The sequence below is a fragment of the Paenibacillus aurantiacus genome (genome assembly GCF_042431225.1).
GTDB lineage: Bacteria > Bacillota > Bacilli > Paenibacillales > Paenibacillaceae > Paenibacillus_Z > Paenibacillus_Z aurantiacus.
Genome location: NZ_JBHMDO010000029.1, coordinates 69,524 through 91,253, shown reverse-complemented (window position 1 = coordinate 91,253; position 21,730 = coordinate 69,524). Strand labels below are relative to the sequence as shown.

Below are 21,730 nucleotides of genomic sequence, written 5' to 3'. Positions count from 1 at the left end.
TTGAAGACAGTGCCGCAGGCTGTTATCCTAATGAGCTGTATCTTGGATCAGTCAACAACCAGCCGAACGATTTACCTATTGGAGAATCTTCGTTGCCACGAACGCCAGATCGACAATATCGACCTTGCCGTCGTTGTTCAAATCCGCCTTCTTGGCCGTCGCCCAATCCGCGCTGCCGGCATTCTTGCCGTAATGGTTCGCCACCATCGCAAGGTCGCCTACGGAATAGCGTCCGTCTTGGTTCAAGTCCGCGGATGCTTCCTTCACAACCGCTCCCTTGAAGGTGCTTACCGCGCTGCTGAGGGCAGTTACGGCGTTATCGACTTCAGCCTGCGTTGCGTTTCCGTTCTCTTTGATTGTCTTCGCCGCGTTAATCGCCGCGCCCAGCGCATCTTTGGCCGCTTGCGGGTATTGACCCGGCTGCGTGCCGACGACTGCCGCGTCATAGAGACTTTGCGCGTTCGCGATCGCTGTCGTCAATGCCGTCTTATCGACGCCCACGTCCACGCTGCCTACCGCGATGCGCTTACTGCTAAGCGCAGCCTCGATCTCCGTTCCAGCTGCCGTTACGCCCAGCTCGGCCCGGGTAGCCGCGATCGTTCCCGTCTTGTCATGGACCCCGGCCTTCACCTTAAAGGTCACATTCAGCACCGGTGTACTTGCGCCAGATGCGCCGCCGATATTCGCGGCGATGAGACTGACTTGACCGGCTGTGTCCGTATCCTCGCCCGCGATCTGAATGTTGTTATTCGCGCCTGCCGCGCTAACATATTCGAATACTTCTGGGTCATAAGTCAGGGTGATGTCTTCGGCGTATACAGTTTGTATCATTGCATCCAGACTGATAGAAACCGCAAAGCTTGCGCCGGGTTTCACCGTGCTCGGTGCCGACAGCGAAGCGGTAGGCTCTTGCGGTTGAACGGGCAGCCAGATCGGATCCGCGGTTGAACCGCTCGTCGTGAGATAAATTCGGTCAATCGATAGTCCGTCTTCCCTGCCCCAGAAGTTCAGCTCATGCTCGCCGGCCGTTAGCGTTAGGGAGGCGCCTCCGAATATGCCACCGCTGGCTCCGCTGATATTGGCCCATTTGAATTGACCGCCGCTTACGCCATGGATGCCGTTGGCGGTGAACCGATAAGCGTTATCTATGCCGACATGGACGGAGTCGCCGGAAAAATCGGCGCTCTTCGTCAGCAGCCAGACATTGTACGTTCCTGCCGCAGGCACGTTGATTTTATAGCTAAGCTTGGCGCCGGAAGCGAGCGTGGCAGCATCCGTTCCGGTCATCGCGAAGCCCGTATCCGGCCCGAATAGCATCGCTTTCGTCGATTGTCCATCCACCTGCGACCAGGTATGGCTTTCGATCGTGCCCGCCACAGCTCCGGTCTCGGCCTCGATCGCCACAAATGAAGGCGCGTTAACCGTAACCGTTATAGGAACCGATGCCGGCTCGCCTAACTCGCCCTTGAAGCTCGCGGTGATTTGCGCCGTACCGCTAGATTTTGCCGTGATGGTCCCGTTCGACACGTCGGCAACATCCGGATTCGAGCTGCTGTAGACGGCCTTCGTCGTGACGTCCGCCGTATGTCCATCCACGTATTCCGCGGTGACTTTGAAAGACGCCGTTCGGCCCGCTTCCAACGCGAATGACGCGTTATCGACGGTTAACCGTTTCACAGTTAGTTCGCTGTTCAGATCCTTGACGAGCATATGAACGGTATCGCTCTTCCCGCCATAACTGACGTTGATGCTGGTTGCACCATAGCCGACGCCGGTTACAGTCCCCCCATTGACGCTTACGATTCCGCCTTGCGCCGGCGTTGCGACCGCCTTAGCCGTCACGTCCTCGCTTGTTCCGTCCGCATATACGGCAGTCACCTTCAAGGTCGCTTGGTTGGCGCCGGGAGCAACATCGATTTTCGGCTTATCGATCGTGGCGTTAATCGCCGCAAGCTCGTGTGCCGTACGCTTCTGCCCGAACTGCCAGTAATCGACCTTGAAAAGATTGTCCGCCGCCGTTCCCCTGTAGACCATATACAGATCGTGAACGCCGGTCGCGCCGGATACGCTGGTTGTTTTCGTCTGCCAGCTATCGCCGCCGCCCGTGCTGGCAATCGGCAGCGTCCCGATCAAGGTGCCGTCGGGGCGATCCAGACGCAGCTCGATCTTGCCGCCGTTGGAACCGCTTGCAACATGAGCCGTGAAGGTTCCCGCGCCCGTCGCGCCAAAGTCTACGTTGGATGCCGCCGTCCAATCGCCATCGTCAATGCCGGTCACGGCGAGGTTCAGGCTCTCGACCATTGCGCCTGGCTCCGTATTGCTTGCCGTGGAGATGCCGCCGTTCCAGCCGATCGTTTCGGCCTCGACTCTCGCGTACGGGTCCAGATTGCTCACCTGCGGAACGCCAGCGTAATCACCGGTAATGTTCTGAATGACGCCATTCGCATCGAAGCTTACTTTATTGACGTGCGCGTTGCGATAGCCATGCGGCTGACCGCCCATTTGCGGGTATGTTCCGCTCTCGGCCATCGCCTTGGCCAAGGTTTGCGCGTGGTAGGTGATATACCATTGGTCTTTGAATTCAAACAGGGCATGATGGTTGTTGCCTCCGACGCCGAAGAATACGCCAGGGTTGGGCAGAATGGTTTTAACATACTTGAACGGCCCCATCGGATTATCGCTTACCATATAAGCAATCGTTCCTCCGGGAATATCCGCCGGATGCGCGCCCGAGAAATTCGTGCAATAGGAATAATAGTATTTGCCGTTATACTTGTTGATGCCCGAGTCCTCGAACAGCCATGGCGGGTTGATCGGTTTGGCGGATCCACCGCTTGCAGCCAGATCGAGGCTCGTCATATCCGCCCCAAGTTTGGCAACTCGCGCGGTTCCCGGATCGGCCTCCTTCCCGTTTGGCACGCCGCCGCCAAAGTAAAGATATCCGCTCCCATCGTCGTCCACCAGCACCGCCGGGTCGAATAACCAGGTCACGTCGCTAGCTCCCGGCGTGCTTCTGCTCACCAGCGGCTTGCCGATCGGATCGGTGAAAGGCCCGATCGGGCTGTCCGCCGTAAGTACGCCGATGCCGTTGGCGCTGTCGGCGAAATAGAGAAAGAACTTCTCCTTGCCGTTAATCGTCTTGTGCGCAGCTGCCGGCGCCCAGGAGTTGTTCGCCCATCGGGCCGCGCCTTGCGGGCCGGCGACGGGAATCTCGCCATGATCCGTCCAGTTCACCATGTCGGCCGACGAGATGACGGTGATCTTGTTGATTCTGCCGTATGTATTGTCCTTCACGGTCCCATCGGCATTGTATTCGAAGATGTCGTTGGTCATATAGAGGTATACTCTTCCGTCGTACACCATCGCGGATGGATCGGCGCCGAACTTATGCGACAGCAGCGGATTGCCTCTTTCGGGCGTTTTGGCTATCGCCGCCGTAATTTTTGCATCCGCAGCCTGCACGTTCGCCGCGACAGGGCCCCATAAGGTTGTCAGCGTCAGCGCCACGGCCGCCCCCAATACCATGTTCCATTTTTTCATCGTACACCCTCCGCTTTTTACGAATTAATCAGGTGTTGCATGCATTCACGCTTGCTAGGAACTATCCTTATTACCTCTCGAAAAGTTGATCACCTCCTTCATGACCGATGCACGCCAAACGGACTGTAAGCGCTAACAATATTTGCCGCCCTCTGCTTCAACCATTTGTCTCATGCTGGTGCTGGAGATATCCGCAAGTCAGCGCAGAAGCAGCTGAAAGATCGTCTTTGATGTAACCCTTAACATTCGGTTGACTGGCTTGCAGAGATGATCTTAATGGAATCCTCTCGCGTTTTCGATGCAATTTCTTATGGGAAAGGTTAAAGTTTTTGCGAGTTTATAAGGCTCGAAAATCGCTTGTAACCCGCTATTTCACTGGGTTCCCTCTGCCAGCTGCACACATTGCGCTTGCCCTTTCATTTTGTTGTAAACGCGGGTCGCGATACAACGTTCATGTTTTTACATAAGCCAACCAACCTTTACCTCTTCCTGATTTCAGCGATGATCCGCCCCGAAAAAAGGCGCGATCCGGCCGTGTTTTGGCGCTCTGGAAGCTCATTCGTCGCCGTCACTTGCCGAATAAAAAAGTACACCTTTTCACCCAAAAAACACACTTTTTGCAAAGCGGTATTGAGGCTGTTTATTCTATTGGCAAAATAGGAAAGCCGCCCTGAATAATTGATTTCAGGGCGGCTTTCCGCAGCACGGATTTTGAAAGTTTCTGCCGACAACGGTTACTCCTTCACGCTGCCCAGCTGCATGCCATGCACGAAATACTTTTGCAGGAACGGATAGACAAGCAGAATTGGCAACGAAGCGACGATCGTAATCGCGGCCCGGATCGACATCGGCGTAACCATGTTTCTGGCGACTCCGGGGTCCGCGCCGTTAGAGACGGCAGCGCTGCTGTTAGAGAGCATCGACGAGGACAGCAATTTCATGAGCTCATACTGCAAGGTGCTCAGATCTTGCTTGGAGGATGCATACAGGAACGTATCGAACCAGGAGTTCCATTGGCCGACCGCGACGAACAAGGCGACCGTGGCGAGCACCGGTTGGCAGAGCGGCAGAATAATGGAGATGAACGTTCGGAAATCGCCGGCGCCGTCGATTTTGGCCGACTCGATCAGTCCCTCCGGAAGCGTCTGGATATAAGTCCGAATGACGATCATGTTGAATGCGCTGATCAGCCCTGGGATGATGTACACCAGGAAGTTGTTCAGAAGATGCAGATCCCGGATCAGAAAATAAGACGGAATCAATCCCGCATTAAAGTACATGGTCATGACGACCACGATCGTGATCGGCTTGCGGAAGACATATTCCTTGCGGCTGATCGCATAGGCCAGCATCGACGTGAGGAACAGACTGAGCACCGTCGCGAGGACGGTCCGCGCAACCGAAATCCAGAACGCATGATAGATCGTGCCGCCCGCGAAGACGGCTTTGTAATTCTGATCCGTCCATACGCGAGGCAGCAGGTAAATCCCGCCTCGTATCGTGTCATTCCCCGCATTCAAGGAAATCGCGAGCGTATTTAAGAACGGATATAACGTTACGATCGCAATGCCGATCATGAATATCGCATTAAGCGTGTGGAAGACAACCGGCTCCAGCTTGAGCGTTCTCGTTCTCATGGATTTGCCCTCCTCATATCAGTCTGTCCTCGCCGAAGCGCTTGGCGATCGTGTTGGCCGCGAAGATGAGCGTGATGCTGACGACGGTCTTGAAGATGCCGGCAGCGGTAGCCAGCGAGTAGTTGCCGATCTGCAGCCCGTATTTCAACACGAAAATATCGATCGTCTGCGACCAGTCCACCACGACGCCGTTGCCGAGCAGATACTGCACTTCGAATCCCGCGTCCAAAATCCAGCCCAAGTTCATGATCAGCAGGATGATGACGATGGACTTGATACCCGGCAGCGTCACGTAGAGCATCTTCTGATAGCGGTTCGCGCCGTCGATCTCGGCCGCCTCATAGAGCGACGGATCGATCGACGTGATGGCGGCGAGATAAATGATCGCGTTCCAGCCGACTTCCTTCCATACATGGGAGGCGCCGACGATTCCCCAGAAGTATTTGGGCTCGCTCAGCCACATAATCGGCTCGTTGATGAAACCAAGCTTCATCAAGAGCACGTTCACGATGCCGCTATCAACCGACAGCGAATTCGCGACAATGCCGGTGACGATGATCCACGACAAGAAGTGAGGCAAGTAGGAGATCGTCTGAATGCTCCGCTTGAACAACTTTTGCTTGATCTCGTTCAGCAGAATCGCGAAGACGATCGCCGTCACGAAGCCAAGCACCATATTGATTACGCTCATGCCGATCGTATTGCGCAGCACCATCAAGAACGTATCGTCGCTGAACAGAAATTTAAAGTGCTTGAGCCCCACCCATTCCTGCTGGCCGAACGATCTGGCCGGCTTGTAGTTCTGGAAGGCCATCGTCCAGCCCCAGATCGGATAATACGAGAATACGAATACATATAACAGTATGGGCAGCGACATCAGCATGAGCTGCTTTTGGCCGCTCATCCGCTTCAACAAGGACGATTTCGGCACGACCTGCGGCGCTGCTTGCTTCGATGGAATCAATTCCGGGGAACCCGCCATCGCACTCTCCTCCTATCTTACATCTATCTCTTTCGCGCTGGCCGAAACCGCGCAAAGCACGCGGCGTCATCGCCGGTGCCTTGCGCGCGTTCTATCGGGCCGCGCTCGTTATTCGCCGCTCGTCCAGTTCTTGATCCGCCATTGAATCTGCTCATTGATGCGATCTTCATAGGCTTTCACGTTGATTTTCTTGTAAGCCTCGACGTATTCGTTCCAAGCCGCATCGAACTCTCCCGCCTTGGACGTAATCGCTTTCGGCAAGTATTTTAGCGAAGCGTCCGACATTTGCTTATTGGCAATCGAAGCATCCGACCCTTCGATGAGGTCGATCTGCCATGCCGGGTAGAACACGTTGTTCTCCGGCGGCGTCGAGAAGAAGTCGGTCCATGTTTTATGTCCGTAGGCATCGAGCAGTTCCTTGTCCTCCGGTTTGAGCGATTCGTAGAATTCCTCCGGCTGAAGCCCCGCGCTGGTCGCGTTGCCATCCGAGAACGTGCCTTCCATCTTCGGCAGCGCGCCCAAGAGCGCATCGGCCCGATTAGCCAATTTCCAGGTCGGGTCTTCCTGCTGCTTGCGCTGCTCCGGCGTACGGTAGAATTTGCCTCCGTCGCCGACCATGTAGTCGACGCCTTCCTCGCCCCAGTTCAGGAGCTTCTGGTACTTCTCGTCCATGAGGGCGTCGAGGAATTTGATGATCCGAACCGGATCTTTGGCATCCACGCTGATCCCGAATCCGTTGTTCAAGTTCGGAACGGGCTGTTCGAGATACCAGTCTTTAATGCTGGTGTCGTAGACTAATGGGAAGCCGACATAGGTTTTGCCGATCTTGCCTTGGCTCACGAGCGTATCTTCCGCCGGTTGGAAGTTCCAGTGCTGATCGAACATGCCGAGCACGCGGCCGGAGGACAGCTTCGCGAGATACTGGTCGTAGTTCTGGATGAACGCTTCTTTATCCATGAGCCCTTCGTTATAGAGGGCATTCAGTTCTTTGTAGTAGCGCTTCGCGATATCCTTGTCGGCGAAAACGGAGGCCACTCCGTTATCTACGACGACGCCGCCATCGTTCGGATGGCCGGTCAGATGCTCGGGCGCGTTCAGCAGCGGGAAGGTCCGCCAGTCGAACGCCAGCGTCGTATAGCCGATAGTTGGCTGGCCGTCGATCTGAGGGTGCTTAGCCGCATACTCGCGGATGAGCTTCATGTAATCATCCAACGTTTTCGGCGTCGGATAACCCGCTTCTTTCAGAATATCTTTTTGGATCCAGAAGGCGGGACCCGAGTAGCTGTTGAACTTCGGCTCCCCGGTCACGACGCCGTAATTCGGCAGCCAGTAAATATGGCCGTCGCTGGAATCCTTCATTTTGTTCCACGCTTTGGCATAATGCTTCTTCAGGTTCGGCGCATGCTTCTCGATCAGGTCCTCCAGCGGAATGACGGCGCCGGCCGCAACCAGCTTCGTATCCGCCGTGATGAGATCCGGATAGTCGCCGCCCGCAATCATGACGCCCAGCTTCTGCTGCAGATCACCGACGAGGAATTCCATATTAAGCGTTACGCCGAGCTCATCCTTGATCTTCTTGTAAATCCGGTTGTCCGGCGTCGGCGCCTGGTTCGGCGTACTAATGAATGCCGAGAGCGTGACCGGTTTCGTCTCCTCGGTTGCCTCGCCGCTGCCGTTGTTGCTCGGCGTAGTCGAAGGTGCGTTACTGCCGCCATTATTGCCGCCATTATTGTCGCTGCAGCCGACAAGCGCGATGCTCAGCGCTAGCGCGAGCGACATGGAACCCCACAATTTCTTGTTTCTCTGCATAACCATCCCCTGCTCCTCCTTTAGCCATCCAACCCTATCTTCGGCTTGCATCCACCGAGGATATCGTCTTCTTGTAAAAAGTGTAGCGCTTACAATAAACGACAACAACCGGACGGACTCAAGGTGTATCACCTGTTAAACTATAGGTTTGAGTTATTCCCTCCCCCTTCCCCCTCCGCTGAGGGGAACCAAAGGACTTCGCCCTCTGGACTCCCTTCTTCGTGCTGGCACGTTGTTCGCGGTTGGCGGGTTGGCTTGAGCTGGCACGCTTTTGTCCTGTCGGACAAGGCTTACGTAGTTTTGAAGGCATTCCTAAGATATACGCTTGTTAACTATGGGCCACAGGTGGCGTTGGCTCCCGGTCAAGGTCTGAATGCTTCGCCTCTCGGGAGTGCCATTATTTTCGGGTTGAGTAAGACAAAACTTAACAATTTAGCTTTCATTTACATACTCAGACTTCGAAAATGAATTCTTATCAGAGTATTAATGTTTTACTATTATTTTTGATTTTGAGTACGAGAAGGAGTAAAATCGATAGGGAACATATGTTCCATATCAAATAGAGAGGAGGTCAGTGTTATTAGTTCTGGTGGCGATGTCAGTAAATCTCCGATGGGAAAAATAAAAGGTAAGAACACTAAGCTAGAACAATCGGTTTCTAAAGCGGTTTGGAGAAATGGATTTCGTTACCGAAAAAATGTCCTTTCTTTATTCGGGAAACCTGATATTGCGATTAAAAAATATAGAATCGCGATATTCATTGACTCATGTTTTTGGCATGGTTGCAGCAAACACTTCAAGTTACCTGCCAAAAACCATGATTACTGGGCTAAGAAGATTAATCGCAATATTGATAGAGACATAGAAGTATCAAGACACTATCAGGCCAAAAACTGGTTTTTAATTCGTATATGGGAACACGATTTGAAATTTGATTTCGATTCGAAGATCGAACAGATTTGCGAAACGATCGTCAAGGCGCAACTACAAAAAGACGGGGTTACCCCGAACGAAGAGGACGTATGATTCTGGAGAAGCTAAAAGCTTTCCATAAGGAAAGCTGCTTCGGAAGCATAAACTAGCGTTCGCCTTTGGATGAATGCTGCGCTCCATAACGGAGCGCAAACCAATCATCCTTTGTGAGTGGATTCCTACCTTCGCCGATTACATTCAGGGAATCCGGGAACAACAGCGTGTCGGTGAATGCTGCATTCCCTGTCTTGCGACAGTGAACGCAAACCAATCACCTTATATCGGAAGAACATGCGACCGCGCAGTGGATGCGGTAACCAAAAGATTTCATTTGAGAACGGGGGTATCCTAACGTCATCTTTTCGATGACTGTTGGGACCCCCCCTTCGCATTATCGCTTCTAAGCATAGATGCCTCGATTACGTTCATCCGGAATGCCCGATTTGCGGTAGAAGTACGTGTTGATCTGATCGCGCCATTCCCGCGCATGTTTCACTTGTTCCCGCAATCGAAGGCGGACCTGTTCGAACCGGTCCGCATCCAGTTTGCTCTCGAGCGAACTCCACGCATTCAACAGCTCAACCGCCTGAAGCACGCCTTCGAAGCGGGTGTCGTAGATGTGCTGGATGACCGTCTCTCCCGACTTCAGTCTGTACGTATACGGCACATGGTGGAAGAACAAGAGGAGTTCGTCCGGACAGCTCTCCAAATTCTCGTACAGCTCGGCATTCGGCGCGAAATATTGCGCCGTGTAGCGCGTTCCGGTACGAACCGTCCGGTCTACCCCGATGCCATGACGATCCGCGAAGTGATAGGTCCCCCAGCGCGAATACTCATAGCCGTCTACATTCGGGCCGTAATGATGGTCCGGGTTGACCATCCAGCCCACGCCGAGAGGCGCCGTATACTTCTCGTAGATGCCCCATGAATCCAGCAGCATCTTGCACACGGCTCGCGTCACCTCGGGGTCTACCCCGAACGTCTGGCCAATCCACTCCTTCGCGATCTCCTCGGACGTTAACCGCGGGTTCCAGGCCAGCCTGCCGAACCCATACAGATTCGCTTGCGCAAGTACGTGTCCCGTCCAATAAGGTGCATCGCCAATGTTCGATACCGCCGCGATACCGCCTCGACGGCTGCCGAACAATCGGCCGCCGACCACATCGGCGACGGTGCTGCCGGCTCCGCGCGCGTGCGTGTCGAAGTCCAGCACTTCTTTCCACTGCGGGACCAAGTAGCACAGATGGCGCTGCTGACCCGTATATTCTTGGGTAATCTGCAGCTCCAGCATCTGATTCGTCGCGGGCATTGCGCCGAATAGCGGGGAGACGGGCTCGCGAACCTGGAAATCCATCGGCCCGTTCTTGATCTGCAGCAGGACGTTGTCCCGAAACTTCCCGTCCAGCGGCGTAAAATGGTCGTACGCCGCTTTGGCCCGGTCCGTCGTCCGGTCGCGCCAATCCTGCTAACAGTTGTAGACGAAGCAGCGCCAGATGACCAAGCCGCCGTATGGCGCCAGCGCGTCCGCCAGCATGTTGGCGCCGTCGGCATGATCGCGGCCGTAAGTGAACGGCCCGGGTCGGCCTTCGGAATCGGCCTTCACGAGAAATCCCCCGAAGTCCGGGATTTCCCGGTAGATGTCCCGGGCTATCTCCTTCCACCACCGGATAACGTGCTCATCCAGCGGGTCCGCGCTCGTTAGGCCGCCAAGCTGCAGCGGACTTGCGAAGTTGACGCTCAGGAAGACGGCTATGCCGAAGCGCCGGAAGATCGCGGCGACGCGAGCGACGTCGTGCAGCCGCTCTTTCGTGATGAGCAGGCTCTCGGCCGCATGCACGTTGACGTTGTTGATCGCGATCGCGTTAATGCCGACCGAGGTGAGCAAGCGGGCATAGTCGCGAAGGCGGGACGTATCTTGTGCGAATTCGTGATTCCGGTAGAAAATGGATCGTCCCGCATACCCCCGCTCAATCGAACCGTCCATATTGTCCCACTGATTCAACATGCGCAGGTCGTTCGCCGGCGTTTCGGTTACCGCCAAGTTGGTCAACTCTTCGCCGCCTTGCATCAACCGGAGGAGGTGAAACACCGCATACAAGACGCCTTTGGCCGACTGTCCCGCCAACACAAGCTTGGGCCGTCCTTCGATGATCATGCTTCTCATGATATAGCCGTCTACGGCATCCGTTGGCCATTCGACATCGATTGGAAGAGCAGTCAGCTGTCCGTGCGTGCCGAGCAGTATTCCAGCCCTCCCCGTGTATGCCGCCGTTCTCCGGGGCCTTGCGCCGAGCATGGCTTCGAGTCCGTCCATTAGCTCTGCCGCCGCGGTCTGGAGCACCTCATCCGCCGGATCGGCGACGCCAATCTCCTGCCCCCATTGCCGGTATTCCTCCAGTCGATCTCGGTCCGCTACGGGGTTGAATCGCAGCCAGCAGCGATCCCAATTCGCATCGTCGTTCATATTCCATACCTCCGCTCGTTCATGGTCTCGACGGATGCGTTACATCGTATAGCCGAACCCCAGAATCGTAAATTTTTGATGCTCATGCCCGGGGGCCATCCGGATCTCTACATGATGCTCGCGCGGCGTCTCCTCTTGGTAGAGAAGAACGGCATTGCAATGCGTCCAGTTCACCTCATGCGGATCGGCGAGTTTCGCCATTCGTCCGTCCACCCAAATTTCCGCGCTGCCGAAATCGGCGCGGCCCGAGTCTTTAAAGACGAGAATGAGATTTCGGCTCGTAATCGTCATCGCGAAGCTTCCATGGCCGGATTCGCCCGCGTGCATCCAGTTGTTCGGGAATTGAGGCGTGCCAAAAGGATGATCGTCCATCTCCGCTAGCTGCAGATCGGTATCGGTACCCGTGAAGCTGCCCGCTTGAATGCTGGCCATGCCGGCGTAATTGGCTCTATCGAGCAGACGCATCCGCGCGAAGTCGCTGCCGATTAGCGGTGGTTGATCCAGCGTGATATCCTCGCGATCCTCCTCGGCCTGGTCGGTTACGGCGAACAGATGACGCAAGCAATCCGCCATGACCGTATGGCCCGCATTGGTCGGATGATAAATATCATAGAAAAATTGCCGCTTGCTGATGACATGTCCCTCTTCCTTATTCAATCGGAACTGATCGACGACCGCATCCTTCACGCTGACCATCGGCAGTCCATAATGCCAACCGATCGGGGCAAGCCTGTCTTGAAGGTTCCAATCGTTGACGAAGACGCTGAATAACAGCACGACGGCTGGCTTGTTCGCGGCGCTTAGTATTTTCAGGCAGAGGCTTTCGTAGCAGTTCCCCTTCGTTTCGTCTCCGGCATCATTGACGGCGAACTCCACGATAACGATATCCGGCTCCGCGGAACCGTCGCGCAGGACGTCCCGGTTATACCGAACGACGCCCAGCTCGGACGGCGTCCCTCCCACGCCGGCCTTGATGAACCGGATATGGTCTTGATCCGGTTTGCCGAACATTTGCTTGAACGCCAGATAAGACTTGTAAGCATAACAGTCTGTATGGAGCGGCTTCGCTCCGGCGCCATGCGTAATCGAACCGCCGATGTAGGCGATGGTGACCGCTTCGCCTCGTTTGGTTTTCTCGATCGCCGCTTTCAGCCGTTTATTGTTGCCCGGACTCATCAAGGATTTCGCGATCATCGCTTGATACGCTTCCGAATCGACCTCGACCGGCGACTCCGGCAGCATCTCCTGAACCTCGTAAGGTTCGTGAAGATATAGGATCACGCTAGCAGTGGCCAAGGCGCCGGCATGCTGGAATTCGAAGGCGATTTTGCCCGGAACGTCGTCGTCCGAGGACCAAGCAACTTCATCCAGTATCACGACCGTCTCCGAGCCATCGACCGGACATGGAACGCGAAGGCGCGTCCCCGTCTCGTATTTGCTCGTCTTGCCCCAATTCTCAAGCACGAACGTGACGGAGGAAGCCGACGTATCTTTCCCTGCCTTCACGCTCACGCCGATGCTGTGCACCAGCTTGCGAATACCGGCGCAGTCCCTCAAGAGCGTCAAGATCGCGTCATCGGTCACGCCGCCCGCGATTCTCGCCATGTTGATGAGCTGTTCGCCTTCCAAATAGAACTCCTGGCTGTTCGTGCCATTCCCTCTTGCCGCAGCCTCGATATCCATGTCGTAGATAATATAGAACTCGCTGCGCTTGGCTTCCGCATCTTGCGGCGCCGTCGGGCCAACACTGCCGCTTCCCGCAAGCGCTGCCGAACGAATGTCCTCCATCGCCCTACTCCCCTTTCCTCTGCTCGAACTTGTATCTTTCCCTAAGCGTCCTTCAAGTCTATCCTTATCTCCGCGAAGAAGCATCCAGCGGACCTCCTATCCCGGAAGCTCTGCTGGATGCTGCGGTGGACGTTAGGCCTGCGACTATCCGACAAGACCGGTCCGTTCGATGCTTTCCACGAAATAACGCTGCACGAACAGATATAGAATAATCAGCGGCAAGATCGCCAGCAATATTCCGGTATCCTGCACCATGCTCATATAGAACGGGTCCGCCTTCGAATTCTCGCCGCCCGAGAGGAAGATCGACAAGTTATACGGCAAGGAGCTGAGCTGCGTCGACATCACCTTGCTGGACGTTAGATAAGTGGTCGTGAAGAAGCTGTCATTCCACTGCCAGACGAACGAGAAGAGCGTCACGGTCACGATCGCCGGAACCGCGTTCGGCAGCATAATCCGCAGGAACGTCTGGCCGACGCCGGCGCCGTCCATATAGGCCGCCTCCTCGACCTCCTTCGGAATGCCCCGGAAGAACTGCCGGAATATAAAGATGTACAGGCCGGCCTTCAACGAGTTCGCCGTAATCGACGTTAGGATGAACGGCCAATAGGTGTTGAGCAGATTAAGCGATTTGCCGGTCAGCAATGGGATGATGCCCATGAGCGTGAAGTCTTTCAGATTCAAGTAGATCGGGATCAGAATCGTCGTAGGCGGAACCATGATCGTCAAGACCACGCCGCCGAACAGCAGCCCGCTTCCTCTGAATTTGAGCCGCGCGAATCCATAACCGGCAAGCGCGCAGGAAGCCGCGGTCAGAATCGTCGTCGACGACGAAAGGACGAACGTATTCAGCAGGGTATGCCAATAATCCATGATCGAGATCGCCTGTTTGAAATTGTCCAGCGTATAATGGGCCGGTATCCAGACGACGATCGGCGAGTACAGATCGGTTTTGTCCTTGATGGCCGTCGAGATTTTCTGCAGGATCGGATAGAGTATCACGAACGACAAGCCGACGATCAGCGCCAGCCTGACGAACGACCACAGCCCTCTCTTCCAGCTCTCCGCCGATAACAATCGGGCGAATATCAATGCACTCACGCTCCCTCTATTCTTGGTAGAAGACCCGCTTGGACACCAGATACGAGCTGACCAAGAGAATAATCATGATCGCGACGAAATAGAGCCAGGCCATCGCCGAGCTAAGGCCGAAGTTGAACGTCGTAAAGCCCGTCTCCCGGATCAATTCCGTCATGTCGTTCCGCGCGAAGGAGTCGATAATCGTATAGATCATATTGACCAAGATGAGCGGGCTGACCATCGGGAACGTGATCTTCCAGAACGCTTCATAGCCCGTCGCCCCTTCCATCTTGGATGCCTCGTACAGCTGGGGCGAGATCGACTGGATGCCCGCCAGGAAAATGAGAATTTGCACGCCCGATTGGCTCACGACCTGATAAATGCGGTCCACCGCGCCCGTCAAGTAGTCGGTGATCGTCTCGCTGACGCCGGCATTCATCATCATGGAGGCCAGCTCATAGGAGCCTAACCCGCTCAGAATGCCGGAGCCTGCGTTCTGGTCGTTGACCGCCTGAATCAGGCTGCTCGATTCCAAGGTCATAATGACCCCCGAAGCCAGGATGACCGGCAGGAAGAAGATCGACCTTGCGATCGCCCGGCCGAAGAACTTCTGATTCAGGAGGACGGCCAGGAACAAGCTGAAGATGACGATGAGCGGCACGTTGACGACCATGTTCAGGATCGATTCCGTCAAGATCCGGTTAAAGCTCGTGTTGACCGTGAGCGCCTCCGTATAGTTGGAGAACCCGATGAAGTCGATCTTCATCCCTTCCGAGCTTGCTTCAATCGCGCTCAAACTGTAACGAAAGGAAGAGATGAACGGAATAATGAAGAAGAAGATAAACCCCAGCAGCCAGGGCAGGACGAAGAGAAAGCCCCATAGCGACTTTTGCTCCGCGTAGGTGCGCTGCTTCATGCCGAGCTTCAGAATGCTTTTCATGTGTGTTCACCACCCGCGACGTAACTCTCGGCTTCAATCGTCTTGCCGTCCGCCGTGACGGAGACGCGGTTATAATTCACGATCACGTAGTAGCCGTTCTCGTACACCGTCTTGAATACGCCCTCGTCCAGCTTCTCATGCCCGATGATCCGCTTGCCCTGAACGGGCTTCAGAACCTGATTGATTTCCCGATAGATATCAGCCGCCTTATCGATCCAAAGTCCATAGTTAACGGCGTAAAGTTGGTTGAATTCGGTATCCTTCACCTTGTAGTTCGGCTCGTAGATCCACTCGAAATAGACATTCGCGCCGTACTCCAGGCTTTTCAACACCACCTGCTTTTCGTTGGTAAAGGAGGATAAATTGTACGGCGCTCCCGCATAATCGACATGCCCGCGGACGACCATCGGATAGAACGGAATTTCCTCATCCTCCAGCTTGAAGCGGCTGCTGGCTAACGGCGCGTTCGTAATGTCCGTCAAGTAGGGAAGCGCATAGGCATTGCCCCCGCTTGCCATCACGCGTTCGTTCTCTTCGCGTATCCGGGTCAAAGCCGCCTTCGATATGCCCTCCGATTCCGTCCGGTCGATCTGCTTCCCCTCCCGATATTCGCTGCTCAGGGAATCGGCCATATCGCGCAGCGCAATCCCGCCCGCCTGATAGTCGCGAAGGCCCTCAAGCGTCGACTCCACGTAGTCCGGGACCACCCTTGGCGAGATTACATAGGACGGAGACTTCTGTCTGTCGCGCCGGTTCAAGGCCAGGTCCAGGGGATAAAGCTCGGCCGGCACATCCCGCAGCGTTCGCGAAGCTTCCTTGTTCTGATCGAAATCCGAGCCCGAGTTCGCAACTAAGAGCGCCACGTCCGGATAGAACGATACCCCCTTGTCTTTGGCGAAAGCGATGAAATTCCGCATGCCTTTGCTTCCGCCGATCTCGCCGTCGACTTTAATCGCGTCCGGCACTTTATGGTCGAGACCGTCGTTGAACCAGCCTGCATATCGGAGCTTAATATTGGCGATATCTCGCTTTTGCATCTCGCTTACGATGATCTGGGCCTGCTCCCACGTCGTCAATGGCTCCAGCGACTTATACGGAATGCCGACGAAATGCTTCTTCTTGGTGATGCCGCCGACCAGCTGCAGGTAGAAGGGAACATCGCCCGGCTCCTCGCCCGCCGCCGGCTTGGGCAAGCCCCCGCTCTTCTCGAGATACCGCTGATAATAGCGGGCCATGCCGGTATAGGAAGCCTCCTCGCCGCTTAGAAACGCGTAACGCACCTTATAATCGCTCTTCATCGGCTGTTCTTGAAACTTCGGAAGCGATCGCTGCTGGCCGTTCGCATCCAGCGTGACCTCGCCTTTGTTCACCACATAGAAGCTGGGATAAACATAATTGTAGCCGTTCAGCCGACCCGCGATATCCGCGTTAATCGTGGCCACCGAGGCGCCTTCTTCAATAATGCCAAGGAAGGCGCGGTTCTCCCGGATGACGCCGAATACGGGAAGTCTGACTGCCTGCTCTCTGGCCGCGTTCTCGGTTCTGTCCATCGTTTGATCCGCGCCGTAGACGAATTGCTGGTAGGCTGGATACTGCGTCTTCCCGTTGTTGAAATGGATGAGCGCGCCGGCGCCATCCGGGACGAACAACGAGCCTTTGTCGCCCGCGCCGCCCGCGCCGAAGAAGCTGAGGACGGAGATCATGTTCACCGGGTATTCCGCCGGATACCGAATGCCGTCGACCGGCACATGCACGACAAGACTATCGTCATCCAGCGTATAGTTCATCTTCGCTTGAAAAATTCGGGGCGCCGGTTTCTCCTGCGTGAAGTGCAGCTCCGCCATATCCTTCTTCAAATCCTCTTCCGTATAGCCGGCTTTCTCGATCGCGGCGAGCGCCCGCTCCAGCTGCAATCCGTTAAGCGCGCTGTCGTTCCGCTCGTACGCCGACTGGTCCTCGTTCTCCGTGTACGCGATCTTGAGCGCGCGCTGTCCGGCTTTATCCAGCTTCCCGCTAAGCTCCTTGAAGCGCGCGACGCTTAGCAGCTTGGGCAGATCCTCCGCCGTCTTCTGGGCCGTGCCGAATTGGTAGCTGACGCTTACGCCGCCTTTGATCGCTTCGAACTTGATCTGCTTATAATTGACGCTGTCGGTGAAAGTATTAATGGAATTGATCTGCCCGAAGCTGTTATAGAAGTCAAGCTTCAGCTGCGAGGACAATAAATCCTTGTTCACGCCCGCTGCGAGCTTATCCGAGCTTCGCTCAAGCGGATTGCTGTACCACACCTCGCCCGTCCGTTTATGAAGAACGGCGATCGCGCCGGTCGCTTCCTCGACGAACAGACGCAGCTGCTCGTTCTCGGCAACCCCCTTCATGCCGCTTACCCGGGAATCCGTGAAGGAAGCGTTCAAGGCCTTGCCTTGCGTAAATGCGGCCACGGCCTCGCTACCCTCCTGCGCCTTGCCGCCCGACTGGGCATCGGAGCAGCCTGTCATCATGATTCCTGCCAGGAAGCATGCGCCGAGCAGGGTATATTTAGCGAACCCCATGTCCATGCCCCCTCCCTTAACTGCGAAGTACGATTTCTTGATAAATAATCGAAACGAACGCGACAATCTGCTGCATGAGGCTAAAGAACAGCATGCACAAAAATGCCATAAATCCCATCGCCACGATCGTTAATGCCCCTGTCGCGATCGTCTTCATCGGCGAATACTGGTGCACCGTCATGTTACCGACGAACATCAGGAACAGGAACCACGCTATGGCCACGCTGCCGGAGAAGTGATAGAAGCTGGTCTCCTGCAGCGAAATGACGTTGCTAAGCCAAATCCACGGGAAATGAATCAGCACGAGCGGAATCAAGGAAAAGCAGGTCGAGGTGAAGATCTCTTCGAATTTCCCTTCCCCGTCCATAAGCGTCGTGAGCGACCAATTCGCCACGCACCAGAATAAGACGGGCACGACCACATAGACGATCTCCATCAGGCTGTTCATGTGATCGGGGTTCACCACGTTAACGAGAAAACCGCTGTACTGCGTCTGCATAATATTCGTCAGCGCCAGGAGGACGAGAATCGCGAAGGATAGGATCAGATTCGTCTTTTTGCTGCGCTCGTATTTCAAATCCCAATAGCCATTGAACGGATGCATAATGAGATAGAACGGATAGTGGACCAACTCACGCTTCCATGGGAACAATCTTCTTCCCTCCCTTATGCTTCAGGTACCTTCTGATCAGGAAGAGTCCGAGTACAAGCACGGCAACGCCCGTCATAATCGCCGTGAAGTGTTCACGCAGCACTTGCTTGCGATAGAGAAGGAACGCCTTCGAATATCCCCGCTGATCCATGCTCTGCTTGAAGTATTGCATGGCCTCGCCGTACTTCCCTTGGCGAAGCAGCGCCTTGCCGATGCCCGCATAAGCGAACTCCAGATTCGCGTTCATGTTGATCGTCTTCTGGAACAATTCATAAGCCTTTTCTTCCTCGCCCTTATAATAGCTGCGAACCGCTTCATTCAGCGTCCGTCCGTATTCCGTCGTCTGGAATACCGTCAGTTCGCCAAGCGCCTTATCCAGCACGACATAATCGTCCCCGATCCGCTCGATCGCCACCGGCGTATGGAATTCGCCGAGCTGATTGCCGATGCCGCCGAATACGTACATGAAATGGCCGTCGCCGCTATACGTGAAGACCCGGCCTCGCGTCGCGTCAAGGATCGCGAAGATCTCGCTGTCCGCAACGTCGATATCCGCCAAGCGGGTAGGACCGTCGAGCGTCGTGAAGCGGATATCGCCCTCCGGCGGAAAATAACCCTCTCGCCGCAAAATGTCGCTGCCCTGCGCGTTCAGCTTCTTCACGTTATCGCTCGCCTGCCCATTAGTGGCATAGATGAACCCTTCGTCGTTGATGTCCAGATTCGTGAATTCCGTCGGCGTGAACATGACCATCTGGCTGCGCTGCGCTCTGGTCGAGAGCATCTTCCATAAATAATCGGTCGGATCGAAGTTGACGCGGTTGGCGCCGATAAAGGACGTAAAGTCGCCCGAAGCGCTAAATTCCATGAAGCCGTCGTAGACGCCGGCCGCCATGACGTAGATCCGCTGCGCCTTGTCCGCGACCACCCGAACCGGTTCGAAATTGAACCCTTCCGCCAGCAGCTCGGATTTCGGCGATTCGATGACTTTGATGACGTTGCCGTCTTGATCCAGATGAACGACGCGCTTGTTGCCCGTATCCGCCACGATCAGCTCCTTCCGATCGGTCACGAACAGCCCCTGCGGATTCAAGAAGGCTTCCTTCTTCCCGTCCCGCAAGAAGGCATCGATGATGCGAACGAGCTTGAATTGCCGATCCAGGACGATGACGCGATTGTTGCCGGCATCCAGCACATAGAGCTGCCCGTCTGCGCTTACGAACAAATCGGCCGGATCCTTCAGCGGCCCGGTTCCAAGCTTCGCGCCATTCAACAAGATGGTCGCCTCGTAAGCTTTGGGCGCGGCAACCGTATTGCCCCAGAACGAATAATTGTAGGAGCTTGCGCCGTCATCCGCGTGGACTTGCGTGACGTCCGCTCCGAACGCCCCGAATCCGAGCAAGCAGCACAGCGCAAGGAGGAGGCATCCTCTTAGGCGCGCAATTCGTTTAAGCATCATGCTTTGGCTCCCTTCTACTCCTTCATCCCGGAAGTCGCCATCGTCTGGATGACGCTGCTCTGGGAGATGATGAAGAGCGTGATCGGAACCACCATCAGGATGAGCGCGACGGCGGCGCCGACGCCAGCCCTGGCGATTCCGCCTTGCGTAATTTGGCCTAGCGCGTAGTGCAGCGTCTTCAAGTTCTCGCTGTAGATGAAGCTGCCCCCGTCGGTCCCCCACAGCATGGGGAACTGCAGAATCATCAGCGTTAACCAGGCCGGCTTCACGTTCGGCATGACAATGGTCCAATAGATGCGATACTCGCTGGCACCGTCGATCTTGGCCGCCTCCAGCAACGCGTCCGGTATTTGCTCCATGAACTGCTTCATGAGGAACAGGCCGAGCGGGAAGGCCAGCGATGGCACGATGATCGAGGCATGCGTGTTGATCCATCCGAGCCAGGACATGACCATATAGTTCGGAATGGCCGTGACATGCCCGGAGAACATGAGCGACAAGACGACGATCGAGAACAGCGCCTTGGAACCTAGGAACCGGTATTTGGCCAGCGGATAAGCGGCAGCCGACGCAAGCAGGATATGTCCGGCCGTGCCGACCAGCGTAATGAGAAGCGTGTTGCCGATATAACGGGACAACGGCACCCAGGAATTGCCCATCAAGGCGATCAGATCGTAGAAGTTATCCATCGTCGGATTATGCACGAACACTCTAGGCGGGAAAATAAACAATTCGTCGAGCGGCTTGAATGCATTATTAATGGCGAATACCAAGGGCAAGCCCATGAATGCGCCGAATATGGCCAAGAAGACGAACAGCATGAAGCTGACGGTAAAGGAGCGGTTGAGCTTTTTGGGCGCTCGGAAGACCCCGATCATTTTCGTCACCACGGTCAATCGCCCACCTTTCGCAGCAGCTTCTGCGTCAGCATGTTCGTGCCGATCATGAGACCGAACAGAACGGTCGCGATAGCCGACGCGTAGCCCATCTCGAAGCGGATCGTGCCGAAGTCCATCAGATGGGTCACGACCGTGTGCGCCGCATAGTTGACGCTCGGGAATCCAGCCAGCGCGATCGAGATTTCGGCAACCGCGAAGGCGCCGGTAATTTGCAGCACCGCCCCGAACATCAGCTGCGGCCGCATCGAAGGAAGCGTAATGAACCAGAGCTCCTGCCAGCGGTTCTTGATGCCGTCGACCGTCCCCGCTTCGATGAGCGATCGGTCGATCGTCTGCAAGCCCGCGATGAAGGCAAGGAAACTCGTACCCAGACTCAGCCACAGTTGCACGATAATGACGATCGCCAGAATATACCGCTCGTTCGTCAGCCATTGAATCGGCTCCAGCATGAAGCCGTATTTGATCAGAAATCCGTTCAGGTAACCGTAGCTGTCGCCGGAGAAGACGATCAGCCAAATAAAAAACACGTTGCCCGAAATCGACGGCGCGTAGAAGATCAGCGTCATGACGGCGCGGACCTTCGGCGACAGCTCGTTGATGATCCACGCGAACAGAAAGCAGGCGAAATAGCTGACCGGACCGGTAACGACCGCGAACATGAGCGTATTCTTAAGCGCGATCATGAACACGTCGTCGTTTAGGAACAGCCTCGCGTAGTTCTGCCAGCCGACGAAGCGCGGAAATTCCAGCATGTTGAAGTAGAAGAAACTAAGCGCCAGCGAGAATACGACCGGTATAACCGTGAACAGAAAGAAAATAATCATGTACGGACTCATCAGAATATAGTAGTGCTTGTTCTTGCCCAGCTCTCTAGCCAACTGCGCCAATCTGCTTTTCTTGCGAGGAGGATAAGCGAGATCGGGAACGGCCCCGCGCGTTGATGTTTCAGCTTGCACCGGCTT

General features: G+C 55.4%; 14 protein-coding genes and 1 pseudogene. 1 reads left to right on the top strand and 14 read right to left on the bottom strand.

Annotated features, from left to right (window positions below):
* Positions 1–75: 75 nt before the first annotated feature.
* The 5 genes from ACFFSY_RS17730 to ACFFSY_RS17710 all read right to left on the bottom strand — a co-directional run bounded on the left by ACFFSY_RS17730 (position 76) and on the right by ACFFSY_RS17710 (position 7,968).
* Entirely contained in the window at positions 76–3,540 is a 3,465-nt protein-coding gene (locus tag ACFFSY_RS17730; RefSeq protein ID WP_377496400.1) for a carbohydrate-binding protein, read from the bottom strand.
* A gap of 479 nt (positions 3,541–4,019) precedes the next feature.
* Complete coding sequence (locus ACFFSY_RS17725) at positions 4,020–4,271, bottom strand: hypothetical protein (protein WP_377496398.1); 252 nt, start codon at positions 4,269–4,271, stop codon at positions 4,020–4,022.
* Positions 4,272–4,274: 3 nt separating this feature from the next.
* On the bottom strand, positions 4,275–5,177 hold the full coding sequence (locus ACFFSY_RS17720) for a carbohydrate ABC transporter permease (protein WP_377496396.1): 903 nt from the start codon (positions 5,175–5,177) through the stop codon (positions 4,275–4,277).
* 13 nt (positions 5,178–5,190) lie between these two features.
* On the bottom strand, positions 5,191–6,159 hold the full coding sequence (locus ACFFSY_RS17715) for an ABC transporter permease (RefSeq protein WP_377496394.1): 969 nt from the start codon (positions 6,157–6,159) through the stop codon (positions 5,191–5,193).
* Positions 6,160–6,267: 108 nt separating this feature from the next.
* Positions 6,268–7,968 carry an ABC transporter substrate-binding protein gene (locus ACFFSY_RS17710; RefSeq protein ID WP_377496508.1) on the bottom strand — a complete coding sequence of 567 codons (1,701 nt, stop codon included), beginning with the start codon at positions 7,966–7,968 and terminating at the stop codon, positions 6,268–6,270.
* 612 nt (positions 7,969–8,580) lie between these two features.
* Between ACFFSY_RS17710 and ACFFSY_RS17705 the strand changes: the two genes are divergently transcribed.
* The gene (locus tag ACFFSY_RS17705; protein WP_377496393.1) at positions 8,581–8,994 is read left to right on the top strand and encodes a very short patch repair endonuclease; all 414 of its coding nucleotides are present in this window, start codon (positions 8,581–8,583) and stop codon (positions 8,992–8,994) included.
* Positions 8,995–9,340: 346 nt separating this feature from the next.
* Here ACFFSY_RS17705 and ACFFSY_RS17700 read toward each other — a convergent pair.
* From ACFFSY_RS17700 to ACFFSY_RS17660, 9 genes and pseudogenes are all read right to left on the bottom strand, one after another.
* A pseudogene (locus tag ACFFSY_RS17700) lies at positions 9,341–11,404 on the bottom strand (alpha-glucuronidase family glycosyl hydrolase).
* A gap of 39 nt (positions 11,405–11,443) precedes the next feature.
* The gene (locus tag ACFFSY_RS17695; RefSeq protein ID WP_377496391.1) at positions 11,444–13,192 is read right to left on the bottom strand and encodes an SGNH/GDSL hydrolase family protein; all 1,749 of its coding nucleotides are present in this window, start codon (positions 13,190–13,192) and stop codon (positions 11,444–11,446) included.
* A 144-nt stretch (positions 13,193–13,336) separates the two neighbouring features.
* Positions 13,337–14,284 (bottom strand): carbohydrate ABC transporter permease, encoded by a 948-nt coding sequence (locus tag ACFFSY_RS17690; RefSeq protein WP_377496506.1) that lies wholly within the window; start codon positions 14,282–14,284, stop codon positions 13,337–13,339.
* Positions 14,285–14,300: 16 nt separating this feature from the next.
* Positions 14,301–15,212: a carbohydrate ABC transporter permease gene (locus tag ACFFSY_RS17685; RefSeq protein WP_377496389.1), complete on the bottom strand. Its 912-nt coding sequence runs from the start codon at positions 15,210–15,212 to the stop codon at positions 14,301–14,303.
* Positions 15,209–17,761 carry a DUF5696 domain-containing protein gene (locus tag ACFFSY_RS17680; RefSeq protein WP_377496387.1) on the bottom strand — a complete coding sequence of 851 codons (2,553 nt, stop codon included), beginning with the start codon at positions 17,759–17,761 and terminating at the stop codon, positions 15,209–15,211. Before ACFFSY_RS17680 ends, ACFFSY_RS17685 begins: the two co-directional genes overlap by 4 nt.
* A 16-nt stretch (positions 17,762–17,777) precedes the next feature.
* Complete coding sequence (locus tag ACFFSY_RS17675) at positions 17,778–18,365, bottom strand: YIP1 family protein (protein WP_377496504.1); 588 nt, start codon at positions 18,363–18,365, stop codon at positions 17,778–17,780.
* Between the two features lie 28 nt (positions 18,366–18,393).
* Positions 18,394–19,866: a hypothetical protein gene (locus ACFFSY_RS17670; protein WP_377496502.1), complete on the bottom strand. Its 1,473-nt coding sequence runs from the start codon at positions 19,864–19,866 to the stop codon at positions 18,394–18,396.
* Between the two features lie 17 nt (positions 19,867–19,883).
* Positions 19,884–20,747 carry a carbohydrate ABC transporter permease gene (locus ACFFSY_RS17665; RefSeq protein WP_377496500.1) on the bottom strand — a complete coding sequence of 288 codons (864 nt, stop codon included), beginning with the start codon at positions 20,745–20,747 and terminating at the stop codon, positions 19,884–19,886.
* Between the two features lie 14 nt (positions 20,748–20,761).
* Positions 20,762–21,724 carry a carbohydrate ABC transporter permease gene (locus ACFFSY_RS17660; protein ID WP_377496385.1) on the bottom strand — a complete coding sequence of 321 codons (963 nt, stop codon included), beginning with the start codon at positions 21,722–21,724 and terminating at the stop codon, positions 20,762–20,764.
* Between the last annotated feature and the right edge of the window lie 6 nt (positions 21,725–21,730).

Coding starts and splice junctions, on each gene's coding strand:
- ACFFSY_RS17705 (WP_377496393.1), top strand. CDS start 8,581: ATGGGAAAAATAAAAGGTAAGAACACTAAGCTAGAACAATCGGTTTCT.
- ACFFSY_RS17665 (WP_377496500.1), bottom strand. CDS start 20,747: ATGATCGGGGTCTTCCGAGCGCCCAAAAAGCTCAACCGCTCCTTTACC.
- ACFFSY_RS17710 (WP_377496508.1), bottom strand. CDS start 7,968: ATGCAGAGAAACAAGAAATTGTGGGGTTCCATGTCGCTCGCGCTAGCG.
- ACFFSY_RS17675 (WP_377496504.1), bottom strand. CDS start 18,365: ATGCATCCGTTCAATGGCTATTGGGATTTGAAATACGAGCGCAGCAAA.
- ACFFSY_RS17670 (WP_377496502.1), bottom strand. CDS start 19,866: ATGCTTAAACGAATTGCGCGCCTAAGAGGATGCCTCCTCCTTGCGCTG.
- ACFFSY_RS17685 (WP_377496389.1), bottom strand. CDS start 15,212: ATGAAAAGCATTCTGAAGCTCGGCATGAAGCAGCGCACCTACGCGGAG.
- ACFFSY_RS17720 (WP_377496396.1), bottom strand. CDS start 5,177: ATGAGAACGAGAACGCTCAAGCTGGAGCCGGTTGTCTTCCACACGCTT.
- ACFFSY_RS17730 (WP_377496400.1), bottom strand. CDS start 3,540: ATGAAAAAATGGAACATGGTATTGGGGGCGGCCGTGGCGCTGACGCTG.
- ACFFSY_RS17695 (WP_377496391.1), bottom strand. CDS start 13,192: ATGGAGGACATTCGTTCGGCAGCGCTTGCGGGAAGCGGCAGTGTTGGC.
- ACFFSY_RS17680 (WP_377496387.1), bottom strand. CDS start 17,761: ATGGGGTTCGCTAAATATACCCTGCTCGGCGCATGCTTCCTGGCAGGA.
- ACFFSY_RS17715 (WP_377496394.1), bottom strand. CDS start 6,159: ATGGCGGGTTCCCCGGAATTGATTCCATCGAAGCAAGCAGCGCCGCAG.